Genomic DNA, 20,601 nt, shown 5'->3' with positions numbered 1-20,601 from the left:
CGTTGGCGCCCACAGGCAAGTTAATTACTGATCCTTCCCCAAATCCATGATCCACTCCCGGATGGCCTCCTGGGCCTGGGGCGAAAACGTCTCGCGCTGCTGGCCACCCACGATGGGCCACTCGGCCGGATCGGACTGGAACAGGTGGTTCACGCCGTTGAGCTTTTTGCTCACCACGTGCCGGTTGCCCTTCAGCGCTTTGGCGAGCAGCGGCAGGTTGACATCGGCGGTGGCGTAGGTGTCGGCGGTGCCGTGCAGCAGCAGCACCGGGCAGGTGATGCCGGCCAGCTTCTCGGCGGGGTTGAAGCTCAGGAAGTGGCGGTAGCGCGCCGAGGTCAGCTCGGCGGCGCTGGCCTGGGCCGTGGCCTGGTCGATGGCCTCGTTGTTCTGGCGCAGCATGTTGGCCACGATGGCCTGGGCCTGGTTGTTGTCGGCGGTCTGCTGAATGATGTCGAGCATGGCCTTCTGGCGCTTGGCGGCCGCTTCGATCTGGGGCTGCTCGGTGCCCAGGGAGCGGAGCGTGTTGGTTTGCTGCTGCACCACGATGTCGCGGCCGGGCAGGCCGTGGGCGGCCAGCGTCACCACAAACGCCGGCGGCAACGGCTGCGCGGCGGCCAGCAGGGCCACGTTGCCGCCCTCGCCGTGGCCGATGACGCCCAGGCGGGACAGGTTTACCTCGGGCCGGGCCCGCAGAAAGTTCAGTCCGGCCTGCACGTCGCTCACCAGCTCGGCCGTGGTAGCCGCGGCCGGCGTGCCACCCGACTGGCCCACGCCGCGGTCGTCCACGCGCAGCACGGCAATGCCACGCCGGGTCAGGAAATCGGCCAGGGCACCCATGGGGCGGTAGTCGCCGATGGTGGCGTCGCGGTCCTGGGCGCCAGCGTCGGACACCAGCACCACGGCCGGGAAGGGGCCTTTGCCGGGCGGGATGGTGAGCATGCCGGCCACGCGCAGGTCTACCGGGATGTTGGTGAAGGTGACCTCCTCCTCGCGGTAAGGCGGCGTGAGGCGCACCTTGGCGCCGGTGCTGGCGGGCGGAGCGCTGTACTCCAGTGTCATGGGCGCTTTCAGACCCGGCTGCTGCCAGGTGCCTTCCACGTGCTTGCCGTCGGGCAGCAGCCGGCCCACAAACTGGCTGGCGGCCTCCTCGGCCACGAACACCACCGTGTCGCCGTGCAGCTGCACGTCCACGCTCATGCGCGACACCTTCTGCATGGGCACGTCGAGGGTGGCGAAATACTTGCCGCCGGCGAGCGTAACCACGCGGAAAATGACTTCCCACTGTCCGCCGGGTACTTTGAGTGGCCCTTTCCAGAGGCCGTCGAGGGCGGGCGCGGCCTGGGCACCCAAGCAGCTCAGCAGCAGAAGCAAGCCGCAGGCGTTTTTCAGGAAATAAAGTAGTCGTTGCTTCATGGTGGAATGGAGGCGGTAAACGGCGCGAATTATTGGGGGCCAGCTAAATAAGCAGGCTTCCGGCATACGAACATAATCAAATTTATTATCAAAATAAATCAGTGTCCCAAAATGAGCCAAAACCCGCCGTCACAGCTTACAGTCCGATGCTATAGGCCGCTTTTAGGAAAAAGAAGCGGCCGTTGAAGTTCATTTGCTGGGACTGGTACGGCAGGATGTCAAAGTCGTAGGGCAGGTTGGATGGGCGGCCGTACTTGTTGGCGAAATAAGTATTGAATTGGTCAAAGGTCGCAAAGCCGACTGGCGGCCGGCCATTTTTGTAGGCGGCGGTGTATATGTTGTCCGGGTACACATTCAGCAGATTGTTCACGCCAACCGTCAGGAGCAGCGACTTGGTGGGCTTGTAAGTGAACATCAGGTCCGTCGATGTTTTGGGCCGGAACACCATGTACACGCTCCCCTCGTCGAGTGGGTCGAAGTTGAAATCGTAAGTCTTGACCTGGCCGAAGTACACGTTGCGTAGCAACACGTTGAATTTGCCGATTTCGTAACCCGTGTTCAGGATGATCTTATTGGCCGGGTTGCCCGACTCAATCAGCGAGAGTTGCCGCTGGTCTATGTAGTCGTTGCCGGGCAGGTTGTCGGTTTGCAAGGGCTGGAACGCGGCCGGCACTTGCAAGCGGCGGATGCTGGTGCGGTTCACGTTGGCCGCTAGGCTCAAGTGCACCAGGCCGCGGCCGAGGTTGTCGCGGTAAGTAGCCACCAAATCGAGGCCGCGGGTGCGCGTGTCCACGGCGTTGGTGAAGAACTGCGCGTTGTCGGCGTTGGCACGAACCAAGGCTTGGTTGAAGGATGCGCGTGCGTTGGTGCTATCGTAGCCGAAGATGCCCGAGAGGATGATGCGCTCGTCGATGTCAATCTGGTAAGCGTCGGCCGTGAGCGTGAGCGTGGGCGTGGGCGTGAACACGAGGCCGGCGCTGACGTTGCGCGACTTTTCGGGGCGCAGGCGGCCGATGCCGGCGGCGCGGGCCACGTCGCTCTGGTTGTTGAAGATGCCCGCGTACACGTTGCCGCCCGAGGTGGGCAGCAGCGTGAGCTGGCGGTACAGCACCTGCTGCAGGGCCGGGGCGCGGAAGCCGGTGTTGTAGGCGGCGCGCACGGCCAGCTTCTTACCCAGCTGCAGGCGCGTGGATCCCTTGTAGATGAAGGCCGAGCCAAAGTCGGTGTAGTTTTCGTAGCGCAGGGCCGTGCTCACGGTCCAGCGCTTGGTCACGTCGGCTTCCACGTCGAGGAAGGCGCCCATGTTGGTGCGCGTACCAGCTACGGCCGAGGTTGGATCGAAACCAATGAAGCCCTGGGCACCGCCCGTCGAGCTGCTCACCCCGTCGGTTTCGCCCCGGCCATAATCCCGCCACGAGGCTTCTTCGCCCGCCACAATTTCGTAGCGGTCGGCGCGGAATTCCCCACCGAAGGCCACGTTGGTGCCGGCCAGCACTTTCGGGAAGAAGCGCGTGAGCGTGGCGTTGCTCACGTTTTGCACGAACTGGAAGCCGCCCGCGTCGAACTCGGTGGGCGAAGACGCGCCCATCGAAGCGTTGAGGGAGTTGCTCAGGTCGTAGCGCATGCGGTTGGCGCCGAGCACGTGACTCAGGTCGAGGGTCCAGGCGCCCAGGCCTAGGGCCAAGCCAGCCACGGCCGTGCCGTCGTGGATGCGCGTGTTGATGTTGGGCTGGTAGCCGAGCGCGTACGGGCCGGCCTCGGGCACGTCCAGCGGCTGGGCCGAGATGAGCACCCACGGCGCCACGGCCTGCCCACGGCGGCGGTTGTAGCCGCCGAAGGAGTAGAACCGGCTCTTGCCGCCCGTCTTGGACAGCGGCACGCTCAGGTTGTAGCTGCCGCGCAGGTTGTGGATGCGCGCGTCGCCGTTGATTTGGCGGAAGTCGTCGTAGGTTTTGCCGCTGGCCCGCAGCATTTGAGCCTCTTCCACGGGGTCAAACGAAAACACCGGCCAGGAGCGGATGTCGCGCTGGGCCGAGCCGCGGGTGGTGGCGCCGCGGTAGTCGCCCTCGGCCGTCACGTTCAGGAATCCCTTCTGGCCGAGTTTTATACCGCGGTTCAAACTCAGCAGCGACGTGAACCCGTCGCCCTGGCCCGTGAGGCCGGTGCTGAGCAGGGCGTTGCCGCCGTGGTTGTCGCCTTTCAGGTTCAGGTTGATTACTCCGGCGATGGCATCGGAGCCGTACTGGGCGGCGGCGCCGTCGCGCAGGATTTCCACCCGGTCCAGGGCGTTGGTGCCGAAGGCGTTCAGGTCGTAATTGACGGAGCCCAGGCCCCGGCTGCCAAGCAGGTTGATGAGGCCGGTGGTGTGGTAGCGCTTGCCGTTCACCAGCACCAGGGCCTGGTCGGGGGCCAGGCCGCGCAGGCTGATCGGGTCGATGTGGTCGGCCCCGTCGGCGGAGGTCTGGCGGGTGGAGTTGAACGAGGGCACCGCGTAGTGCAGCACCTGCGTAAGGTCTGTTTGCGGGCTCATCGGCGCCAGCTCTCGCAGGTCGATGACGTCGACGGGCACGGGCGAGTCGAGCAGGGTGCGGTCGGCGCGGCGCGTGCCCACAGCCAGCACGTCGGCCGCAAGGGCAAAATCGAGCTGGGTGGGCTTGTCGGCGGTCAGAAAGACGTTGGTTACCACCTGCGTACGAAAACCAGGCTGCAGGATCTGCAAAGTAAACGGCCCGCCCGGCAGCATGTCCGGAATGGAAAACTGGCCGAATGCATCGGTGGTGCCCGTGCGGCGGATGCCCGTGGGCATGTGGATGGCCACCACCGTTGCTCCAACTATCATATCGTCGTTTTCCGATTTTACGGTGCCACTAAGGCTAGCGCTGCGGCTTTGCGCTACCGCCTCGCGCGCGCTGCCCAGGGCACAAGCCGTCAGCCCAACGACAGCAGCAATAGTAAATGTTTGTCGCATAGAATTTGACCAAAATTTTATTCACGTCTTCGCAAAGTACTATCAAGCGACAATAGTACATTGCTTTTCTGAGTAAAAATGGAATTCAGTTTTTATTTATTCGCTGTTACTTGCCGGGGATGAACACCGGCTGTGTCAACGGTATCCTCTGCTCTCCCGACGGCGGACCTTATTCCGCCACAAACACTCGCTTCACCCGCTCGCTCACATTGGTCAGCAGCTCGTAAGGAATGGTACCGATGCGAGCGGCCAACTCCGTGAGCGGCAGATCTTCGCCAAAAATTACCGCCGCATCGCCCTCCTGCACGTCGGGGATGCCCGTCACGTCGACCATGCACATGTCCATGCATACGTTGCCGATGACGGGCGCGCGACGGCCCCGGATGAGCACCTCCCCGCCCCCGCGCGAAAACCGCCGGTCGTAGCCGTCGGCGTAGCCGATGGCGAGGGTGGCAATGCGCCGGTCGTGGTCGGCGGCCTCGCCGCGCCGGCCGTAGCCCACGGTGTGGCCGGCCGGCAGCCGCTTCAGCTGCGAGACGGTGGTGCGCAGCGTGCTGACGGGCCGCAGAGCGGAGGGCTCGAGGCCGGCCGCTTCGACGCCGTACAGGCCGATACCAAGCCGAACCATATCGAATTGCGCCTGCGGGAAGCGCATAATACCCGGCGAGTTCAGCGCGTGCTTCATGACGGTGTAGCCCAGGGACTGTTCGAGACGAGCCGCCATGCGCTGAAAGGCTGCCAGCTGCCGGTGCGAGAAGTCGTTGTGCTGCTCCTCGTCGGCGCCGGCGAGGTGCGTGAGGGCGCTGGCCACGCGCAGCGTGCCGGCGTGCTGCCGGAGCAGGGGTAGCAACTCGTCGAGGTCTTCTTCGGCGAAGCCGAGGCGGCGCATGCCGGTATCCAGCTTCAGGTGAACGGGCGGCAGCGGGCCGTCTTGAGCGGCCTGCAGGTACTCGTGCAGCCGGGCAAAGGAGTAGATTTCGGGCTCCAGGTGGTATTGGCGCAGCAGGGCGAAAGAATCCGGCGAGGGGTTCATCACCATCACCGGCAGCGAAATGCCGTGCTCCCGCAGCTGCACACCTTCGTCGGTATAAGCCACAGCGAGGTAGTCGACGCGGTGAAACTCCAGCAGGTTGGCTACTTCGTAGGAACCGCTGCCGTAGGCGAAGGCCTTCACCATCACCATCAGCCGGGTGTGGGGCTGCAAGCGGGCGCGGTAGTAGTTCAGGTTGTGCACCAGCGCGTCGAGGTTTACTTCGAGCACAGTGCCGTGAATCTGCCGCTGAAACGCCGCCACCACCCGCTCGAAGCCGAACCGGCGCGCCCCTTTCACCAAGATGGTTTCACTGCGAAAATGATCGGGCGAAAACCAGCGCAGCAGGGCGTCGGTATCGGCAAAAAACGCGCTGTCGGGCACGGCCGCGCGCAGCACGCCCGCGTGCGCCCCCATTTCGGGCCCCACGGCCAGCAGGCGCTGCACGCCGTGGCGGGCGGTCAGCTCGGCCACGCGCTGGTAGAGCTCGGCGGCGGGCAGGCCCGATTCGAGCACGTCGGAGAGGATGAGCGTGTGGCGGCCCCGGCGGGCCTGGCGGCCGAGGGCGTCGAGGGCGAGGTCGAGGCCGGTTAGGTCGTTGTTGTACGTGTCGTCGAGCACGTAGCAGTCGTGGATGGCCTGCTTCATTTCCAGGCGCATGGCCACGGGCTGCAGGCGCAGCAGCCGGCGCTGCACCTCCGCGGCCGGCAGCCCGCGCCAGAGCAGCACCACGAGGCAGTGCAGCGCGTTTTCCACGGAAGGCTCATCGGCCAAGGGTAGCGTAAACGGATGCTCCGCGCCCTGATAGCCCACGTAAGCTAGCGTCTGTTCCGGGTCGGCGCCCGGCTCCAGGCGCACCTGCACGGCGGCTCCGGCCGCTCCCTGCCGCGACCAGGTGACGCGCCGAACGGCGGCGGGCAGCGCGGCCGCGGCGGTGTGCACGTCGGGGTGGTCCTGGCAGTAAAAAAGCGTATCGACGTGCCGGAACAGCTGCATCTTTTCGGCGGCTTTCTGCGCCCGCGAGGCAAAGCCCGCGTCGTGGGCCGGGCCCAGGTTGGTAAACAGGCCCAGCGTGGGCTGAATCACGGCTGCCAGCCGCGCCATTTCGCCGGGCTCGGAAATACCCGCTTCGAAAATACCCAGCGTGTGCGCGGGCCGCAGCTCCCACACGCTCAGCGGCACGCCCACCTGCGAATTGTAGGAGCGCGGCGAGCGGCAGATCAGCTCGTCGGGACTCAGCAGCTGCGCCAGCCACTCCTTCACGATGGTCTTGCCGTTGGAACCCGTAATGGCCAGCACCGGCCGCGGAGCAAACTGCGCGCGGTGCCGCGCCGCCACGGCCTGCAGCGCCGCCAGGGCATCGGACACCAGCAAGATGCCCGCCTCCGGATATGCCGCCAGCCCCCCCGTCACGGCTTCCGCCCGGTCGACCACAAACAGCCGCACGCCGCGCCGGTAGAGCTCCGGCAGGTACTGATGACCGTCGTGGTGGGGGCCGCGCAGGGCCACGAACAGCGTGCCGGAGGCCTGGGCCATGCGGCGGCTGTCGAGCAGCAGGTGCAGTACGGGCGCGGCCGCGTCGGCCGGCGCCTGCAGCAGCGTGCCGTGGGTGAGGGCCGGCAGGTCGGAAAAAGTCAGCATAGGGCGGCGGGATTCCGCGGCAAAGGTAGGGCTTGGCCGCAGCCGCGCCGCGCATGGCAGGCACCCCGGCGGCGTCCCCGCAACATCAACTTTATAATCGTCAATGGGGTTAGGGGGCGGCGGCCGTATCTTTGCGGCCTTTTTCACCCGGCGCCGTGCCGCTTGCCTGACCTGCTGTTGAAACCGACGCGCTACCACGCCGCTGCCCTGGCGGCCTACCTTATCTGGGGCTTTTTCCCGATTCCGCTCCGGCTGCTGGCCGGCTACCCCAGCGGGCAGATTCTGTATTTTCGGGTGCTGCTGGCACTGGCCTTGCTGGCCGGCATCCTGCTGCTCGGGCGCCGCGCGGCCCTGCGCCGTACCTGGGAGCAGTTGCGCTCGGCCCTGCCCGCCGAGCGGCGGCGCCTGGTGGGCCTCACGGCTCTGGGCGGCCTGCTGCTCACGCTTAACTGGCTGCTGTTCATTTACGTGGTCAACAACGTGAGCGTGCAGGCGGGCTCCTTTGCGTACCTGCTCTGCCCGATTCTCACGGCGCTGCTGGGCTGGGCCATCCTGCGGGAGCGGCTGCGGCCGGTGCAGGGCGCGGCCATTGCGCTGAGCCTGGTCAGCTGCGGCCTGCTGGCCGCCGGGGCCTGGCAAACCGTAGGCATGAGCCTGCTGGTGGCCCTGAGCTACGCCAGCTACCTGATTAGCCAGCGGGTACTGCGCCATTACGACAAGCTGGTGCTGCTCGGCGCGCAGCTGCTGCTGGCCACGGCCGTGCTGGTGCCGCTGGCTGGCCCGCTGGGCGCGCAGCCCGCCGCCGGGCTGGCCGATGCGCGCCTGCTGCTCGTGGTGGGGCTGCTCAGTGCGGTCTTTACCGTGCTGCCGCTGTTTCTGAACCTGTTCGCCCTCGGCGGTTTGTCGTCGGGCACGGTGGGCATCCTGATGTACCTGAACCCGCTGGTGAGCTTCTTGCTGGCCTTTGTGTACTTCGGGGAATCGGCCACGCCGGGGCAGCTGGCCGCCTACGGGCTGATCATTGCCTCGGTGCTGCTCTACAACTGGCCGGGCAAAGCGGGCAAGCAGCCTAAGCTTAAGTCAGCGGTACGGGAGGTGGCGTAGCCAGGCTCAGGCTACCCGGGAGCTTCGCCACATATCTACGGCTTAGAAGCCAATGCCGAAGCGGAATCCGTGGTTGAGCTTGGTGCCCTGCTGGAAGCCCGTATAGTAATCCAGGCGCAGGACTTTGAAGATGTGTTCAATGCCCACGCCCAACTCCACGTACTGCTTGGCCGAGGGCGTGTAGAGGTAATTGACGGAGCCCACTTCCTGCCATTTCAGCCGGCGCATCAGCGGGATTTTGTTCAGGAAAAAGCCGTTGAAGTGGTGGTCGAAGTGGCCCTCCACGAAGTGCTGCCGGGTGGCGAAACGGTAGTAGTCGAGCAGTTGAAAGCGCGAGAAGTCGGCGGCGGCGAAGAAACGGTTGCCCGAAAACTGCCGGTAATCCATGAAGGCCAGCTTCGGCGTGCCCAGGAAACCGCCCACGTTCAGGCGGTAGCTGCTGGTACCCAGCAGCCCGAACTGCACCGACTGGCGGATGCCTGCTTCGAGCAAGGTATAGCGCACGTCGGAAATACCCGTGCCCCAGCCCTGCCGCCACGTCAGGCGCAGCGTGGGGTAGCGCGAGCCGAGGGTGATTTTACCGTCGGGGCGGGTGATGTAGCGCTGCCCGGGGCGCCAGCTCACCCACAGCTCCGAGCCCAGCGCCCGGCTGCGGCCGAAGCCGGTACCACCGGGTAACTCGGCCGCTACCGGGTCGTTGGGCGTGAAAGCCCGGCCCGGAATGTCCGTTATCAGGTCGATGGTGGTGTTTTCCAGCTCCCGCCGGTCGAAGTAGTTTACCGCGCCGCGTACCTGCAGGCCGTTTACCACCTCGGTCAGGTAGCCGATTTCGGCGCCGCGGCGCTGGTAGTACTTGGCGTAGTTGTGGTTGCGAAACAGCGTCGCGACGGTATTGATAACGGGCGTGAGCTGGGAGTTCGGGTCGAAGTTTTCCACCGTACGGCCCACCTGCACCTGCCAACGCGCCAAGCGGTTAGCTTCGTGCTGCCAGTTTATCTCAACCGAGGGACTAAACAGCTCGGCCGTGGTGCCGTAGCGCAGCGTGGGCGTCAGCCAGAAGCGCCGCTCGTCGTCGGTGTAGCGCGAGTAGGTAGCCTCCAGGTTCAGGATCGTGCCCTCCACGGTACTGTACTGCAGCAGCGTCATCAGCGGCTTCACGAAGTACGTCTGCTTGCGGTGGCTGTTGTTGTAGGTGTAGCCCAGCGAGATGAATTGCCCGGCATCGAACTTGTTGCGCAGGCGGTCCAGGGAATCCTGGTAGGGCTTGGAGTTGCGGATGACCTCGGTGCTGTCCTTCACGCGGTAATCCTTCACCTCGTCCTCGGTCAAAGGCACCGGCCGGATCTGCGCCCAGTAGGCGCTGTCCCGCTCGTTGGCGCCCTTTTCCACCCGCATGATTTCGCCGACGGCCAGCTTTTCCACCTCCAGCAGGTCGCCGCGGCGCGCGGCCGAATCGGCGGCGGCCTGGGCGGTTTTGCGGGCCTGGCGCTTCACCTGCCGGGTGGCGGCCCGCACTTCGGGGCGCTGCTGCCGGGCTTCGGCCACGGTTTCGGCGTGCACGGGCTCGTTCGAGGGCGCCGGGGCCGGGGCGGCGGGGGCTGGTCGGCTGGGGAAGGTCGGCTTCACGCGGTACTGCGAGAAAATGGCCGTCAGGAAGGCGTTGCCCTTGAAGCCAAAGGCTGAGATATTGGCCGTCAGCGTCTGCGACTGCATCACCCACACGTGCGGGGCGCCGGGCGCCGGGGCGTACTGCTGCTCGATGCGCGCGTTGTCGACGTAATCGAGTTGGGAGTCCTCGTTCAGGCTCAGCGACACGGAGTGCAGCCGCCACGTGCCCTCGGCCACGAAGATGTGGCCGGAAAACACGGGGTCGGTGCGGCGGCGCGGCGTCACCCGGATCTTGTGAATCAACTGCCCGTCCTGCTGGGTGCTGCCCTCCAGCACGTACTGGTAAAACAGGAAGGCGTTCGGGGCGATGGGCGACACGAAGCCGCGCTCCGAAAACACCTTGAGCACCGGGTTGTAAAAGTTCAGGCCGCGCCCGGCCCCGGCGCGGTTCAGGCTGAAGGCCTTTGCGTCGCCGCTTACCCGGGAGGATATCATCCGCTCGCGCACCACGTTGGGCTGCTGAAAAGAGACTTCCGACACCGACTCGGAGAGGTAAATGATGCCGGGCTTCAGGTCCGGCCCCACTTTGAACATGCCCAGCACGCGGTTGGGCATGTCCTTGAGGCGGGCCAGGGCTTTGATGTAAGCGCGGGCCGTGAAGCTGGCCACCTCGCGGCGGTGGTAGTTGCGCCAGTCGATGGCGTGCTGCACGATGGCGTAGGCCGGGTCGCGGTCCTTGGCGCGCACCACCACCTCGCGCAACTGGTAGTTTTCAGGGGTCAGCGTCACGTTCAGCACCGTGGCCGTGTCGCCGCCCAGGACGCGCACGGGCTGCACCACCGGCTTGTAGCCCACGTACTGAAACACGAGGTCGTACTGCCCGGCGGCGAGGCTGAGCTGGTAGTTGCCCTGCTCGTTGGAAGCCGTGTTGGTGGTGGTGCCCTTCACTGCTACGTTGGCAAAGCCCAGCGCCTGCCCTTTCGGGTCGGTGATGCGGCCGCGCAGAATACCCGCCGACGCCAGCAGCGGCAGCAGCCACAGCCCAATGGTAAAGCAATAGAGTAAGCGACGAATCATAAGCTAAGCCTGCATGGATGGGCAATTTATGGACTAGAGAAGCTTCCCGCGTCCAACGTTGCCTACGGCTTATGCAATATTTGCCGCCCCGCTACGGTCACTTGCCCGCGTGCGGTACACCCAGGCTTAGGTGCGCAAGGCTTCGCCTTCTACCACGTCGGGCTCGGGCGTGGGCGCCTGGGTGCGCCGGGCGTGGCGACTCAGGTACCAGGCGTTGAGCAGCACGCCAAGCAGCACCAGGCTCATGCCCACGTAGGCGCCCGGCGGAAAGGCTTCGCCGAAGAACACGAAGCCGAAACCGATGGCGTACAGAATGCCGATGTAGTTGAGGTTGGCCACGCTGGCCAGCCGCTCGGCTTGGTATGCCTTGGTCATGAACACCTGCGCGCCCTGCGTAAACACGCCGGTGAGCAGCAGCCACAGCCAATCGAAGCCCTGCGGCGTCTGCCAGTGAAACAGGCAGTAGACGCCCGCAATCGGCAGGGCCACCATCGGGAAGTAAAACACCACCACCAGCGGGTCTTCCTTGCCCTTGAGCCGGCGGATGGAGTTGTAGCTGAAGCCCGAAAACACGGCCGACAGCACGCCCAGCCCCAGCCACAGCGGCTCCACGCGCGCGTCAACGCCCTCGGCCCACACCACGCCCGCGAAGGAGAGCAGGAAAAATCCCCACTGCCAGGGCAGCACGCGCTCCTTCACCACGAAGATGCCGATGACGGCCGTGAAGATGGGCGCCAGGTACTGCACCGTCACGGCCGTGGCCAGCGGCATGTGCTGAATCGTGCCGAAATACAGCATCAGGGCCAGGGCGCCGGTGGTGCCGCGCGAGATGAGCAGCAGGTGATTGGTGCCCCACGGACGGATGCGCAGGGCCCGCAGCGTGAGGTAGCTCAGCAGAACCGACAGCGCCGAGCGAAACAGGATGATTTCCATGGCCGGCAGATGCCCCAGCAGCTTTACGCACACGTTCATTAACGCAAAACAGAACGTGGAAAGCAACATGTAACGGGCACCGCGGCTGAATATCATCTTGGAGGTAAAAGTGCGGGTCGACTACGAAGCTCGCAGCAAACCGGCGAATCCATTCCCATTTACAGGAGAATGGATATTAATTCCTTAATATTGTGTGAAATGTGCGGCAAGCGTATTACCTTGCCGCAGCTGAACCCAAGAACCTCTCCCGATTCTTTTGGTTTTGATTTTTGGATTCAACTTGTTTATGTGAGCGAACAGCCGCCGCCTTCTGGGCGGCGGCTGTTTTTTTGGCCATTTCCAAGGAACGCAGCCGCGCGGCTCCGGGCTGCGTAAGTCCCCTCTCCCCGCTTTTTTATTCTGACCGGTATGGACGACCACGGCCCGCGCAAACGCAAAACCTACACGCCCGGCGAGGCCCTGCAAAAAATTGCGGCCTACTGCGCCTACCAGGAACGCAGCCACCGCGAAGTGGAAACCGAGCTCCGCGGCTACGGCCTCGACGAGGACGAAGCCGCCGAAATCATGATGCGGCTGGTGCGCGAGAAGCTGCTCGACGACGAGCGGTTTGCCCGCTCCTTCGTGCGCGGCAAGCACCGCCTCAAGAAGTGGGGCCGCCGCCGCATTCGGCTGGAGCTCAAGCAGCGCGGCCTCTCCGAATTCTGCATCAAAGCCGGCCTGAGCGAAATCGACGGCGACGAGTATTACCAGAACTTAAAGGAGCTGCTGGAAAAGAAGAATGCGCTGGAAAAGGAATCGAACCCGCACAAGCGCCGCCAGAAACTCACAGCCTACGCCACCCAGAAAGGCTACGAGGGCGAGTTCATTCAGGACGCGCTGGGCGAAGTGCTGGGCGAGCAGGACTGAGCCCAGCTTGGCCGCGCTCCGATAACGACTGCGCCCCGACTTCTTAAGGCCGGGGCGCAGTCGTTGCACAGAATTCTTCTAGCCGTACGTCACGCCGAAGCGGGCCGCCACGCTCAGCAGACGCGGCAGGTCAGGCTCGGCGGGTAGCGGCGGCACAATCAGCGCGCGGGCCAGCTCCCCGACGGCCCGAAAGTAGTTTTCGTACCCGGCCGGGGCCAAGTGCACCAACACGCGGGCATAATCCGATTCGAGGCGGTACCAGTGGCGGCTGTCGCGGGGCAGGTGCACCACGTCGCCGGGGCCGGCGTGCAGCACCTGTTCGCCCACGTAGAAGCGCAGGCGGCCCTCGAGCACGGTATAGGTTTCATCTTCGCACCGGTGGGTGTGGGCGGGCGGTTCGCTGCCGCGCTGCAGGCACATATCCAGCAGGGCAAACTCCCCGAGGGTATCGGCCCCGGAAACAAGGGTTGTGACCAGCGTGCCCATGCACCAAGATGAATTGGCGAGGCTGCGCCGCCGCACGAATGGCTGCGCGCAGGGCATCAGGGTAGTTTCGTCTTCGGGGCGGGCTTCGGTGCAGGCCAGCACGGCCGGGGCGGTGGTTTTCATAGCGGGCAGGTTGGTCAGTTGGCGTTAGCCCAAAGCTATCCACCTCACTTGCTTGGCCCAAACGCCACGCATCACATAAACGGGTGACTATCAAAACATATCCCTGACCATCACCTACTGCCGTTCGGCCTGCACATCATTATGTGAGGCCTCAGCAGCCCGGCCCTGGTAGTAGCGCAGTCGCCTGGCCTCCACTGGCTTCCGAAGCAGCTGGTCAGCGGAGGGCTCCCCGTTGCGGCGGAGCGGTTTGAGGCACCAGCACTACCCGGCGGCCGGTCATGGTTTCGAGCATGGGCCGCAGAATCTGCTGGGCGTTTTGCTCGGTCTGGGCCAGGATGCCCGACTGCAGGGCGGCGCGGCGCACGTTCTGCTCGGCGTACTTGTAGCCCTGGTCTACTAGCTCGGCGTCTTGCAGAAAGCCGTTTTCCACGCTGTACACCCGGCTCTGCGCGTGGTCGATGCGCCAGGTACAGAGCTCGGCCGCCGGCAGCGCTACGCGCACCACGGAGTCGCCTTCGAACACCACATCGGTGGGGCGAATGCGGCGCAGATCCAGGCAGCCGACTGCCTCGCCGGCCACGATGAGGGCCACTTTGGCGTCGGGCAGGAAGCGGTAGGTGCTTTTCTTGTACTCCACCACGTCCTTGAAGCGGTAGCGCACCAGTTCCAGCCGGCCCAGCCCCTCAATCTTTTCCAGCACCGTGTTGTGGGTCACCGTCACGCGGGGTTCGGCGCGCAGCGGGTTGGCGTCGTCGAGTGTACCGGCGACTTTCTTCCACAGAAACCAGCCCAGGGCAAGCAGAAACAACAGCGGCAGCAGGCGCCGCAGCAAACGAACAAGAGACATAAGCGGCAATATGGAAGGGCAACTGCGAAACTATACGGCTCCGGGTGCCCGCACGCCGAAGCGCTGCGCAAAGCCCGTCCAGCCCTGCAGCCCGCCGGTGTGAATGGCCACCACCGTACTGCCCGGCGCGAAGTACCCGGCCTCGATGAGTTGCAGCGTGCCGGCCAGCAGCTTGCCGGTGTACACCGGGTCCAGCACGACGCCGTGGCGCTGGTAAAAGGCGTGTACAAAGGCCAGCAGTTCGGCCGAGGGCTTGGCGTAGCCCCCGAAATGCGCGTCGAGGTGGAGGTAGTAATTGGCGAAGCGCCGGCCCACGGCCTGCTCCGTCAGCCCATCGACCTCGGCCCGCAGCCAGCCCGCGCCTTTCAGCGCCGCTACACCCACGGCCTGCGCCCGACCGTTCAGCCCGGTGAGCAGGCCCGCCAATGTGCCGCCGGTGCCGCAGGCTACGGCCAGCGCGTCGTAGGGCTGGCCGGCCGCGTCCAGTTCCTGTACCAGCTCCGCCACGCCGCGCAGGGCCGGGGAGTTGGTGCCGCCTTCGGGCAGCACGTAGGCCGGGCCCAGCTGCGTGAGCAACTCCCCGATCCACGTCGGCTCCGCTCGGCGGCGGTAGGCCTCGCGGCTCACAAAGTGCAGGTGCATACCGTCGGCCCGGCACTGCTGCAGCGTGGGGCTTAAGGCGTCGGCCTCTTCTCCCCGCACCACGCCCACGGTGCGTAGGCCCCGCAGGCGGCCCGCGGCCGCCACGGCCGCCAAGTGGTTGGAGTAGGCGCCGCCAAAGGTCAGCAACGCATCGTGACCCTGCTCGCGGGCCGCCAGCAGGTTGTATTTGAGCTTGCGCCACTTGTTGCCGGGCAGCTCCCGGTGCAGCAGGTCGTCGCGAAGCAGGCGCAAGCGCACGCCGCGGCGCTCGGCGGCGGGCTCGGGCAAATCCAGCAGGATGGGAGCAGCAGTCATCGGCACATCAACCTGAGAGCTTGGCCTCCATTTCCAGAACTCCGCGTTCGAAAATGATGGACCGGCCAGGCAGTGGACAAAGCTAGCCCGTCGAAGACGGTGCCCGGCATCGAGTACACACAAGCCCGGCCCCGCGCGGCGGACGCGCAAGACCGGGCTTGTACAGCGGATTGAGCGGCACTTAAGCCGTCAGCAGCTCGTTGGGGCGGGCGGCCGCGGCGGGCGTGGCCGGGCGGCGCAGGGCGTACACCACGCCTCCCACCAGCACCAGCAGCAGCAGCACCGACGATACCAGCGACACCGTGTTGCCGAGGGTGTACTGCTTGGGCTCGAACTTAAACTCCACTGTGTGCTTGCCGGCCGGCACGGGCAGGGCCCGCAGCACGTAGTTGGCACGCAGGTGCGGCACCAGCTTGCCGTCGAGGTAGGCGTTCCAGCCCTCCGCGTAGTAGACTTCGGAGAATACCACCAGCCCTTCCTGCGCCGCGTTAACGGCGTAGGTCAGCTCGTTGGGCGAGTATTTCGTCAGAGCCACGGTGGAGCCGGCCGCGTTGTAGCTGGTTTTGGCCTGCGGGAACTTGCTCACGTCGACGATGGCCGTGGTGGCCGGATCGAAGCTGGTGAGGGCGGCCATTTCCTGGTCGGGGTTCTGCACGGGCTGCACGCTCGTCACAAACCACGCGTTGCCGAGGGCGCCGGGGTTTTGCTGCGCCTGCTGCTCACCCGTCTGCTGATCGGGCGGGGTGATGACGTAGCGGGCGTTGAGCATGTTGAGCACGCGCGGGTTGTTCTGCGAAATCTGCCGCTCGATCAGGTCCTGGTAGCGGCGCAGCTTGGCGCCGTGGTAGCCCCCGATGCTCTTGTGGAAGTACGAGGTCTGCGCGTCGTTGAACGGGTTGTTCAGGTTCAGCACGCGGTAGTGCTTGGTGGTGTCGGCCAGAATCTGCTCGTCGGCCTTCGAGGCGACAAACTGCTGGGTGATGGTGGTGGTGGTGAAGTTGTTTTCGCCCAGGTAGCGCTTGTCCACGGTCCAGAGGTCGGCCAGCACCAGTAGGCCCACCAGGCCGGCGGCCATGGTCAGGCTCAGCTTGCGGCTCAGGTAAAACCACAGCACCCCGGCCGTGGCCACGATGAAGAAGATGGAGCGGAACACGTCGGCGCGCATCAGGGCGGCGCGGTCCTGGCGCAGGGCGTCCAGCGGGAAACCCTGCGGCAGCTGCCCGTCTACCGTCCCGGCGAAGTCGCTGCCGAGGCCCAGCACCAGGGCCAGCACGCAGATGCCGGCGGTGATGCCGGTGGCCAGCAGCAGCTTGCGGCGCAGCTCGGCGGTTTCGGGCGTATCCGGCTGCACCGTGGGCAGGCCCGGGTGCAGAGGCGCCGTGGCGGCGGGGCGGGCGCGCAGCACGCGGGCCAGGGCCAGCACGGCCAGCAGCGGCATGGCCAGCTGGGCAATGGTTAGCGCCATCGACACCGCCCGGAACTTGTTATAGCCCGGAAAGAAGTCGAACATCAGGTCGTTGAACGAGGCGAAATTCTTGCCCCAGGCCAGCATAATCGAGAGGATGGTGCCCGCCAGCAGCCAGGTACGGGTACGGCGGTCGGCCACGAACAGGCCGAGCACGAAGAGCACGAACACCACCGCCCCCACGTACACCGGGCCACTGGTAATGGGCTGGTCGCCCCAGTAGGTGGGCATGCCGGCCAGGTACTGATCCAGCTGGCTGGGGTCGACGAGGCCGCTCAGGGCCTTGCCCGTGTTCGAATCGGCGGCCAGCTTGCTGGTGGACGCGCCGCCGAAGTAGTTGGGTACCAATAGCGTGATGGTCTCCCCTACGCCGTAGCTGTAGGAGAAGGCGTATTCGCGCTCGAGGCCCGAGCCGCCCTCCTCCTCCGCCGCGGGTGCCTGGCCGGGGGCCGTGGGCGCGGGTGTCTTCAGCTCCGAGCCGCCCCGGATGCTGTACTTGCCGTAGGAAGCCGTGGTGTAGAGGCGGCCGAAGCTCACGCCCACCGCCAGCACCGCGCCCAGGGCCAGCACGGCCGTGTTCTTAAGAAACTCCGGCAGGCGGTTTTCGCGCACGGCAAATACCAGCTCCACGATGCCGAACACGAGCACCAGCAGCAGCAGGTAGTAAGTAATCTGCAGGTGGTTGGCCCGCATGTTCATGGTCAGGCCCAGGGCAAAGAGCACCCCGCCCAGCAGCCGGTGCCGCCGGAACGTCACCAGCAGCCCCGCCAGCACCAGCGGCGCGTAGGCCAGCGCGTACGACTTGGAGTTGTGGCCGGCCGCGAGAATGATCAGGTTGTAGCTCGTGAAGCCGATGGCAATGGCGCCGATGGCCGCCAGCAGAGGCCGCAGGCCGATGCAGGCAAACAGCAGGTAGCCGCAGAACAGGGCCGCAAACAGGTTGGCCACCACCGGCGGCAGGCCCAGGGTAAACAGGTTGACTAGGTACACCGACAAATCACCCGGGAAGCGGGTGCTGATCAGGTAGGTGGGCATGCCCGAGAACATGGAGTTGGTCCAGAGGGCTTCCTGCCCGGTTTGCTCGCGGTAGAGCAGCGCCTCGCGGGCGCCGCCGTTGAACTGCACGATGTCGTGCTGGCTCAGGGTTTTGCCCCCAAACACGATGGGCGAGAAGTACAGGACGGCCAGCACGAGCAGGCAGGCCACGGCCAGCAAGTGCGGTAGCAGGCGCTGCCACAGGGGTAGCGGCGCGGCAGCCGGAGTCGGCGGAACTACGGAGGGCATGGAGAAGGTCGGTAGTCGGTAGGTAGTAAGCAGCAGATGGACGGCGGGAAGTCAGCCCCCGGCTAGTGGAAAGCGGAAGGCTGGCCGCCGCGCGCCGCTGGCACCCTGGCAACCGACTTTCCGCCGCTGACAATCCATAAAAAAGCCCGGCCGGCAGGCGCCAGCCGGGCTTGAAGCCCGAAGGTAGTCCGATTATTTTACTTCCTCGAACTCCACGTAGTCGCCGCCGCGGAAATCCTTTTTGGGCTGGCGCTTGGCCGTCGGGGGCACGTAATCGACGCGCACCCGTCCCGTGGACTCGGTAGTGCGCTCGTAGCGGGGCGGCGGAACTTGGCCGCCGAAGGGGTTGCCCTCGGCCCCAAACGGCATGCCGCCGGTGCGCATCTGCTTTTTCACGAAGGCCGTGAGGGCCCAGCGCAGCAGGTGCGGCAGCACGAGGCGCAGCAGCCAGAAAACCAGGAAAGAGACCAGCAGGAAAGAGAAAAAGCTCATCAGCTCGCGGGTTCAGCGTCGGGTTTGAAGTAAAAGTCGCGGTCGGCGGGGCCCGTGAGCACCGCCGGCGGACAAGGTACTAACCGCGCCGGACCGCTCAGGGTTTCCAGCACGTAGGGGCGGTAGCCCAGGTCGGCCAGCAGCTCGGCCACGCGGCGGCGGTTGTCGAGCCCGTTCAGCTCGGTCTGGATAACGGGACGGTGGCGGCGCAAGGTGCGTTGCATGTGGCGGAACACTTCGTACTCGAAACCCTCCACGTCGCACTTGATGAAGTCGAGGCGCTCGAAGTCGGCTAGCAGCTCGTCGGGCACCCGCATCTGCACCTCGTAGTACTGCCCGTACTGCTCGGCGGGGCTGCTGTCGGCCACCTTGGTCATGCCGTGGTGCAGCAGGCCGTTGCGGGCGGGGGTGCCCATGCGCACGGTGTCGTTCTGCCCGCCCAAGGCGTAGGGCAACAGCAGCAGGTTGTCGTGGCCGCTCAGGCGCACGTTGTCCTGCCAGATGTGCTGAAACAGGGGCACCGGCTCCACGGCCAGCACCTTGCCCTGCGGCCCGACCAGGCGCGACAGCGCCACGGAGTAGTAGCCCAGGTTGGCCCCGATGTCGAGGCACACGTCGCCGGGCTTCACCAGCTTTTCCAGGAAAAACAGCTCGGGGTACTTCTTGCGGCCCCAGCCCGCCGCCACCAGGCGCAGGTAGGCGTAGCTCGCCAGGCGGATATACCGCTCGAAGCCCAGGGTACTGACCAGCAGTTTGCGCAATGCCTTCATGTGGGGCAAAGGTAGCAGCTACCGGATTGGGGCCCGCCTGCTGCGCCACCACAGCTCGGTCCGGATAGCCAGCAGACTGATTCCCCAACTTAATCCGACCTGCAGCAGCAAGGCCGGCCAGTAATCATACGTCGGCGCGGCGGTTCCTTCGTCTGCCGACTGGTGCGCTGACAGCCACAGCGGCAGCAGTGCGTACGCGGCATCCATGGCCAAGAATATCGTAGCTATTCGCAGAGTAGATGACCAATCAGACCAAGGCAGAGCCCGGTATTGCTGCGCCTGACACAGCACCAGCCACCACGCCCCAAACAACACCGGCAACCAAGCCCATTCATCCGCAGGAGCCGGAAGTATCAGGGCCAGCCCTGTACTAGCTAACGTCATCAATCCTACTGCGGCGGCGGCTGAGCTCAGCATCAGCGGCCAGCAGCCGGCCACTCGGCGGGCGTACCATATGCCATTCAGCCACAAGGCCGAAGGTAGGCAGAACGTTAGAAAAGGGTTGATCAATGAGGGCAGGCCCTTATCGAAGCACATAAGCCCCAGCTCCCACCCTACGCCCACTGCCACCAATACCGTACTCAGCTACCGCAACCTAGTAAGCCGGCTTCGCATAAATGCTAGCATCGTTATGATTAGTACCGGCGCCGCCAGCAGGTGCATTCCAACGGCAACCTTGACTAGCCCTTCCGAGCCATTCAACGCGGTAGCCCGTACGGCGGGAATCAGCAAACACAAACTGAGCAGCAGACGGCGTGCTTTCATGGTACAGGGCAAGAAGCGGCTGGCAATATCGGAGCCAGCCCGCTACCTCGCCGTCTGGCTCCACCACCGCGACACCCCAGCGGCCACCAGTCCGCCCAGCGTGTACCAAGCCACGGTCATCAGCATGGTCTGCGGGGTGCGGTTGCTGGGGCCGTCGCCGAGGCCGAGCGGGCCGGGCAGCACCACGCCCCCTACTCCGGCCGCTACGCCCAGCGCCGCGCCGCGCCACCACGCGTCGGTGCCCGTGCCCACCAAGCTGTAGTAGAGCCCGTTTACCAGCAGGTCGCCGGCCATCGTGGCGTTGTAGGCGGTTTGGGCCCCGGGCTGCGGGGCGTGGGCGGCAGCCACGAGCTTACGCAGGCCGCGCACGCCCAACACGTCCATGCGCGGGGCATCCGGGGTAAGTTCTTTGGCGGTCTGATGCACCAGCGTCAGCACAATAGAGCCGCTCAGGCCGCTGATCAGCGCTTGGGTAATTTCGGAAGAGGCAGAGTTCATGATCGGACGAGTTTGAGGGGTGAAAGGGCCATTGCAGCGTATCGGCCGCCTTCGAGCGAAAAAAATTTCAGCTAAGACTTGCGCGGCATGCGCCAGGGCCCATTATATTTGCACTCCCATTGCGCGGCTTCGCACAAGGGAACTGAGAAGCCTGCTTAGCTCAGTTGGTAGAGCAGCTCATTCGTAATGAGCAGGTCGTTGGTTCGAGTCCAATAGCAGGCTCCACAAACAAAG

The 20,601-nt window shown here is 65.1% G+C and carries 14 protein-coding genes and 1 tRNA gene; 3 read left to right on the top strand and 12 right to left on the bottom strand.

Translation table 11 applies throughout. The features are described from left to right. Positions 1-24: 24 nt before the first annotated feature. The 3 genes from ACYVKQ_RS05980 to ACYVKQ_RS05970 all read right to left on the bottom strand — a co-directional run bounded on the left by ACYVKQ_RS05980 (position 25) and on the right by ACYVKQ_RS05970 (position 7,052). Complete coding sequence (locus ACYVKQ_RS05980; protein ID WP_460576643.1) at positions 25-1,413, bottom strand: alpha/beta hydrolase family protein; 1,389 nt, start codon at positions 1,411-1,413, stop codon at positions 25-27. A gap of 136 nt (positions 1,414-1,549) precedes the next feature. After that, positions 1,550-4,381, bottom strand: coding sequence for a TonB-dependent receptor (locus ACYVKQ_RS05975; RefSeq protein ID WP_460576641.1), 2,832 nt, complete (start codon positions 4,379-4,381; stop codon positions 1,550-1,552). Between the two features lie 169 nt (positions 4,382-4,550). After that, a complete protein-coding gene (locus tag ACYVKQ_RS05970; RefSeq protein ID WP_460576639.1) occupies positions 4,551-7,052 on the bottom strand; it encodes a type III PLP-dependent enzyme domain-containing protein in 2,502 nt (833 codons plus the stop codon). Positions 7,053-7,214: 162 nt separating this feature from the next. Here ACYVKQ_RS05970 and ACYVKQ_RS05965 point away from each other — a divergent pair, with 162 nt between their 5' ends. Then, the gene (locus ACYVKQ_RS05965; protein ID WP_460576637.1) at positions 7,215-8,156 is read left to right on the top strand and encodes an EamA family transporter; all 942 of its coding nucleotides are present in this window, start codon (positions 7,215-7,217) and stop codon (positions 8,154-8,156) included. A gap of 42 nt (positions 8,157-8,198) precedes the next feature. Here ACYVKQ_RS05965 and ACYVKQ_RS05960 read toward each other — a convergent pair whose 3' ends face one another. Further along, positions 8,199-10,841 carry a DUF5686 and carboxypeptidase regulatory-like domain-containing protein gene (locus tag ACYVKQ_RS05960; RefSeq protein WP_460576635.1) on the bottom strand — a complete coding sequence of 881 codons (2,643 nt, stop codon included), beginning with the start codon at positions 10,839-10,841 and terminating at the stop codon, positions 8,199-8,201. A gap of 126 nt (positions 10,842-10,967) precedes the next feature. Continuing rightward, the gene (locus ACYVKQ_RS05955; protein ID WP_460577253.1) at positions 10,968-11,843 is read right to left on the bottom strand and encodes a DMT family transporter; all 876 of its coding nucleotides are present in this window, start codon (positions 11,841-11,843) and stop codon (positions 10,968-10,970) included. 339 nt (positions 11,844-12,182) lie between these two features. Between ACYVKQ_RS05955 and ACYVKQ_RS05950 the strand changes: the two genes are divergently transcribed. Continuing rightward, positions 12,183-12,680: a regulatory protein RecX gene (locus ACYVKQ_RS05950; RefSeq protein ID WP_460576633.1), complete on the top strand. Its 498-nt coding sequence runs from the start codon at positions 12,183-12,185 to the stop codon at positions 12,678-12,680. Positions 12,681-12,758: 78 nt separating this feature from the next. On the opposite strand, the gene ACYVKQ_RS05945 is transcribed toward ACYVKQ_RS05950, so the two are convergent. The 7 genes from ACYVKQ_RS05945 to ACYVKQ_RS05915 form a co-directional block, all read right to left on the bottom strand. Beyond that, a complete protein-coding gene (locus ACYVKQ_RS05945; RefSeq protein ID WP_460576631.1) occupies positions 12,759-13,289 on the bottom strand; it encodes a cupin domain-containing protein in 531 nt (176 codons plus the stop codon). Between the two features lie 214 nt (positions 13,290-13,503). Next, entirely contained in the window at positions 13,504-14,136 is a 633-nt protein-coding gene (locus tag ACYVKQ_RS05940) for a DUF4230 domain-containing protein (RefSeq protein WP_460576629.1), read from the bottom strand. 30 nt (positions 14,137-14,166) lie between these two features. Continuing rightward, entirely contained in the window at positions 14,167-15,093 is a 927-nt protein-coding gene (locus ACYVKQ_RS05935) for a 1-aminocyclopropane-1-carboxylate deaminase/D-cysteine desulfhydrase (RefSeq protein ID WP_460576627.1), read from the bottom strand. A 181-nt stretch (positions 15,094-15,274) separates the two neighbouring features. Continuing rightward, positions 15,275-17,842, bottom strand: a complete 2,568-nt coding sequence (locus ACYVKQ_RS05930) for a YfhO family protein (RefSeq protein ID WP_460576625.1) — start codon at positions 17,840-17,842, stop codon at positions 15,275-15,277. 192 nt (positions 17,843-18,034) lie between these two features. Next, positions 18,035-18,334 (bottom strand): hypothetical protein, encoded by a 300-nt coding sequence (locus ACYVKQ_RS05925; RefSeq protein WP_460576623.1) that lies wholly within the window; start codon positions 18,332-18,334, stop codon positions 18,035-18,037. Further along, on the bottom strand, positions 18,334-19,104 hold the full coding sequence (locus tag ACYVKQ_RS05920) for an FkbM family methyltransferase (RefSeq protein ID WP_460576621.1): 771 nt from the start codon (positions 19,102-19,104) through the stop codon (positions 18,334-18,336). Before ACYVKQ_RS05920 ends, ACYVKQ_RS05925 begins: the two co-directional genes overlap by 1 nt. Positions 19,105-19,911: 807 nt before the next feature. Next, on the bottom strand, positions 19,912-20,367 hold the full coding sequence (locus ACYVKQ_RS05915) for a hypothetical protein (RefSeq protein ID WP_460576620.1): 456 nt from the start codon (positions 20,365-20,367) through the stop codon (positions 19,912-19,914). Between the two features lie 149 nt (positions 20,368-20,516). Between ACYVKQ_RS05915 and ACYVKQ_RS05910 the strand changes: the two genes are divergently transcribed. Beyond that, a tRNA-Thr gene (locus ACYVKQ_RS05910) sits at positions 20,517-20,592 on the top strand. Positions 20,593-20,601 lie beyond the last annotated feature (9 nt).

This window comes from Hymenobacter coalescens, assembly GCF_054783195.1.
This window is presented reverse-complemented; position numbering and strand designations above follow the sequence as displayed.

Coding starts and splice junctions, on each gene's coding strand:
- ACYVKQ_RS05920 (WP_460576621.1), bottom strand. CDS start 19,104: ATGAAGGCATTGCGCAAACTGCTGGTCAGTACCCTGGGCTTCGAGCGG.
- ACYVKQ_RS05945 (WP_460576631.1), bottom strand. CDS start 13,289: ATGAAAACCACCGCCCCGGCCGTGCTGGCCTGCACCGAAGCCCGCCCC.
- ACYVKQ_RS05975 (WP_460576641.1), bottom strand. CDS start 4,381: ATGCGACAAACATTTACTATTGCTGCTGTCGTTGGGCTGACGGCTTGT.
- ACYVKQ_RS05925 (WP_460576623.1), bottom strand. CDS start 18,334: ATGAGCTTTTTCTCTTTCCTGCTGGTCTCTTTCCTGGTTTTCTGGCTG.
- ACYVKQ_RS05935 (WP_460576627.1), bottom strand. CDS start 15,093: ATGACTGCTGCTCCCATCCTGCTGGATTTGCCCGAGCCCGCCGCCGAG.
- ACYVKQ_RS05970 (WP_460576639.1), bottom strand. CDS start 7,052: ATGCTGACTTTTTCCGACCTGCCGGCCCTCACCCACGGCACGCTGCTG.
- ACYVKQ_RS05930 (WP_460576625.1), bottom strand. CDS start 17,842: ATGCCCTCCGTAGTTCCGCCGACTCCGGCTGCCGCGCCGCTACCCCTG.
- ACYVKQ_RS05915 (WP_460576620.1), bottom strand. CDS start 20,367: ATGAACTCTGCCTCTTCCGAAATTACCCAAGCGCTGATCAGCGGCCTG.
- ACYVKQ_RS05940 (WP_460576629.1), bottom strand. CDS start 14,136: ATGTCTCTTGTTCGTTTGCTGCGGCGCCTGCTGCCGCTGTTGTTTCTG.
- ACYVKQ_RS05955 (WP_460577253.1), bottom strand. CDS start 11,843: ATGTTGCTTTCCACGTTCTGTTTTGCGTTAATGAACGTGTGCGTAAAG.
- ACYVKQ_RS05980 (WP_460576643.1), bottom strand. CDS start 1,413: ATGAAGCAACGACTACTTTATTTCCTGAAAAACGCCTGCGGCTTGCTT.
- ACYVKQ_RS05950 (WP_460576633.1), top strand. CDS start 12,183: ATGGACGACCACGGCCCGCGCAAACGCAAAACCTACACGCCCGGCGAG.
- ACYVKQ_RS05960 (WP_460576635.1), bottom strand. CDS start 10,841: ATGATTCGTCGCTTACTCTATTGCTTTACCATTGGGCTGTGGCTGCTG.